Source organism: Helicobacter sp. T3_23-1056 (assembly GCF_053654535.1).
Map to the genome: position 1 here is coordinate 1 of NZ_JBSIUU010000055.1, position 4,505 is coordinate 4,505.

Annotated in this window: 3 protein-coding genes and 1 rRNA gene; all 4 read left to right on the forward strand. The window is 31.6% G+C overall.

Translation table 11 applies throughout. The features are described 5' to 3' along the window. Positions 1-318 precede the first annotated feature (318 nt). Positions 319-434: ribosomal RNA gene (gene rrf / locus ACWIUO_RS13390) — 5S ribosomal RNA — on the forward strand. A 784-nt stretch (positions 435-1,218) separates the two neighbouring features. Further along, entirely contained in the window at positions 1,219-2,076 is an 858-nt protein-coding gene (locus tag ACWIUO_RS13395) for a hypothetical protein (RefSeq protein ID WP_454178388.1), read from the forward strand. 624 nt (positions 2,077-2,700) lie between these two features. Beyond that, positions 2,701-3,909 carry a HipA domain-containing protein gene (locus ACWIUO_RS13400; RefSeq protein WP_454178389.1) on the forward strand — a complete coding sequence of 403 codons (1,209 nt, stop codon included), beginning with the start codon at positions 2,701-2,703 and terminating at the stop codon, positions 3,907-3,909. A 265-nt stretch (positions 3,910-4,174) separates the two neighbouring features. Next, complete coding sequence (locus tag ACWIUO_RS13405; RefSeq protein ID WP_454178390.1) at positions 4,175-4,435, forward strand: hypothetical protein; 261 nt, start codon at positions 4,175-4,177, stop codon at positions 4,433-4,435. Positions 4,436-4,505 lie beyond the last annotated feature (70 nt).

Sequence of the window (4,505 nt, forward strand, 5' to 3'; positions counted from 1 at the left end):
TAAGTCTTAAGTATTCTACTACTGCCTTATTGAGTGTATCAATATTTCAATAATGGGTAAATGTGGTTTTTAGACATTTTTAGACAAAAAATTAGGTTTAGATTCTATATAGATTCTGTGATTTGTTTAATGTTTTTGTATTTGCATTGTTATGCAAGATTAGGCTATTGCAATGATGGATAATTTATCAATGGCATTTGGCATTGCTTTAAAAATGCAGTTGTAAATTATCTTAATGTTGTTTCCCCATTAGGAAAATGGAAATAAGGGCAAAATTTGAAAAAATAGATTCTAAAAAAGTGCCTTTATTTCCCTTTTCCCTGTGTCTATAGAGAGGAGGACACACCTAGCTCCATTCCGAACCTAGCAGTTAAGCTCCTCTTCGCTGATGATACTGCACTTTGCAAGTGTGGGAATGTAGGTCGATGCAGGGTTAGGGGAAATTGTTTTTAAAAATTTTTAATACTCCAAAACATTCAAAATAAAACACCTAAAAAACGCTTCACATTCTTTTTATCCCCTCTCAAACAAACAACACAAACAAAACTTATAACAACTTCTTAAAATCCTACATAGACGCTAAAAACATAATGTTAGAATCTTATATTTTTAAGATAGTAACTTTTTTATAAATATTCAAAAAAAAAAAAAAAAAACAAAAAAAGCCACACAAAAACATATAACACCGCAACACGCAACACAAAAACACACAACACCACACAAAATCTTTTCAATCCCACAAAAACCACATTTTATACAATTCTACACGATTCTACACAAACTACATTTCACACAACAGAGAATCAACACTTATAAAATCATACAAAACCAAACAAAATCGACACTCGTAAAACTACACAAAAATCAACGCTCATAAAATCAACATTCATAAAACTACATAAAACTACACAAAAGCACATAATACTACATAAAATCACATACAAAAACACACAAGAATACACAAAATCAAACAAAACAAATCCCATAAAAACATACAAAACTACACAAAATCAAACAAGACCATACAATATCACATAAAACCGCACAAAACTACACAAAAACCAACACTCATAAACACTTATAAAAATACATAAAATCAACCTTTATTGCTTCATTTAAAATCCGTTTTTTTTTTTTTTTTTGTAGCATAATTTTTTGCGATTTTATCGCGTTATCACAATGCAAAATGCTGTGAAAATCATATAAAAAGGAGTCAAAATGGCAATTTTTGAAAAAAAGGTAATCATAGGTTCAGTAGCGGGGTTTATAGCTTCGGCTGTGGGGTTGATAGCTGTATTTTTCCCAAGCGTGTTTAATTTGGAGAAAAAATCCATAGCCGAAAAAGCAATGTTTATCCGCACAAAGCAGGATATGGATAAGCTATGGGAGTTTTTGAGTAAAAACGCAAATAAACCTGTTAGACTTGATATTGGATATTGTTTTAATCCAAAAAGGGCTGAAATAGAGCTTAAACAAGAAAGGCCAAGCTACGATACTCCAAGAGTTTTTTATAAAATGGATAAACACATAGATAAATGGTATGGATTTGAGTATGTCCATACAAATAGACCAGTAGGCATCGGGGATACCTATATAGACCACATAGGGGACAATCCAAGAATGGAATATAACCCCGATATTGATATAGAAGATGCCTTTGCTAAGAGAAATGAAGTGTTTGATATGACAGCGGTTGGTAAAATAGCTGATTTTGTGATGGGAGCAGAGGGACATCAAGAGGGATTTTACATAGAAGAAGGTGGATTGTCCTATAGAGCTGATTATGGAAAGTATGGCTATATTGTAATTCCTTTTTCATCTCAAAAAAATAAAAAATATGCTTGGGCTATTGGCACTTGGGACTATTCTAATGATAATTTACCCAAGTATGACAAATGCCCAAATGATTATAATATGATACCTTATGGCTATATATCTGGGTATTTTTTTGTTAGAGAGGCTGAAGTTGGTGGTTTTGGTGCTTATTTAGATACGCCATATTCAGAATTTTTGGCTGATTACAAGATAGAGCTTGAGCCATTGGATAAAAGAGACTTGGAAATGAAAAAATACTAAAATCTGCGCAAGTATGACAAAGGGTTTGCTTGCATTTTAGGTGATTTTTGCTTTTTTGCAAACTTATGCTATGTTTGCTTAGCGGTGTGTTTTTATATCCACTGCTTGTGGTTGCAAGCGTAGCAAAATCATTCTCATCAACTTCAATTTCACCTTGCGTTTGTCGCCATTTATTATTTTTTTTACTCCACCGAGTTTGTAGGATAATGCACACGGTGTTTGAGGTTATCATCGAGCTATCTATGCCAAAATCTTTAGTGTTAAATAAGTAATTGGATTGCATTTTATGAAATCCATACTAAAAATTATGACACTAGAAAATCACAAACGGCTAAAAAAATAAGCGAAAGTGAATACTACAAAGAATGGGTAAATCAAAAAACAAAAGGAACTACTTGCGTGAATGGGGAACACGCTTGGACAAGTTGCACAGGACACGCCATAAGAAAAGGTGGCGATGGATATTGCACAAATACGATTCCATACATTACGCCTTAAGTAGTATTTGTGAAAATATTAGTTAGTGTTGTGAGGGGAGAATTTATGCTATAATGCTTTGATAAACGATACAAATTAAGACGATAAAATTTAAGACGATAAAATAAACGAAAAATAAGGATATATATGCCATCAATCACAAATAACAAAAACGAGATACAAGAAACTTATATTTACAAACAGCGACAACTCTATGCAAAAGTGCAAAATGGGCAGTATTATCTATTCAAAAACAATGATTTTGTGTTGGCGAATGATGAAGTAGGAGAGATTATAGATATTTTGCCAGAGGGGATTGATTTACAAATAATGCTTCGTGCATTTAATGCTAAAAATCCTATTGAGCTTTTGCCCTATCTTAAAAATACTATTGGGGATTTTGATTTTTCTACGCAGGCAAATAAAACACAATTTGATAAACCTATTATGTCTAATATTATGTTGGAGCATAAATTCCCTAATATTTTACCTTGCATAATGGATATTGTGCCAAGTCATTTAAATCCAAATATTTATGAGCCAAATGGGATACAACATCTTTCATTGAGTGGCTATCAACATAAGCTACAAGTGAGCATTATTGATAATGTTATGAAAGAGGATTATGGGGATTTTATTTTAAAGCCAAATAGTGAGCGTTTTTGGAATTTGCCAATCAATGAGCATTTGAATGTTAGTTTTATGAAAGAATTTGGGTTTGAAACACCTTTTAATGCTATCGTTTATGATAAATACAGACAAGAATACCATTATATTATTAAACGATTTGACATAGATGAAAATGGTAACAAATTATCACAAATATCATTAAACTCACTAATGAAAAGTAAGGATAAATATGATGGGACAATCGAGCAAATAAGCATATTTTTGAAAGATAGACTAGATGTTGCACAAAAAATGCAATTTCTAAAATTTGTATATGCAAATGCTTTACTTTATAATAACGATTTGCATAAAAAAAATATCGGTTTTGTGTTTAAAGACAATAAATTGCAATTAAGTCCTGTATATGACATTTTAAATATATATGCTGTAAAATCTGCGAGCAAGTTTGATTCATTAGAAAAAAACCAATGCGCCTTACCGATAAAAAATCATATAAATGGAATCCAAATAAGCTACTTTAAACAATCTTGTGATAATTTAGCACTTGATTTTAATAAAGCAAAACATAACTTAGAGGAAATACGAGATATTTACTTAAAAAAATATCCATCTTATGTAGAAAATCTAACAAAAATACCGCATATCAATGACATTGTGGGATTAAAACATAAAATGCTAGAAAGCTATAATAAGTGTTTAAAAATTGCGCAAAGAGAATCAGTATAGAGCTATCTAGTAATGTTTCTAAGCCAACAACAAAAACTCAAACCACTACACCCAAACCAAAACCCCGCAGGCGATAATATTACTCTTTTTATATCTTAATGCTTGTAAGCTAAAATAACTTGCTAATGTTTAACACCTTTTTATAAGTAGTGTTTGTGCTATAATCGCCTTTATGCAAACAAGGCGATTATGTGCTTTATGCGTTATGATTAAAATTTACATAATCATTAAAACTTGTTTGTAAAATTTACAAAAAGGACAAACAATGTCGGCAAATGAAAAAATCGTAAGAAGTGTGAGAATCGTGCTAGATGAGGAAAAAATCTTGCGTGAGGGCAAGTATAAACTAGAGGATTTGTATGCGTATTTAGATGAAATCGCTAAAGAAGCGGATTTGATTAAGCAAGATAAATGCAACTATGTCGGCAAAGGCGATAAAAATGATTTATCGCGCTTAGGGATTTTTACAAATAACAATGTAGTCAAAAACGAGGCAATCACACGCAATATCAAAGAATGGCTATGACTTATGAATGCAGTGCCTTATATCAAATGTCGTGGAATGGCTATGGCTTATGAATGAAGTGCCTTTCACA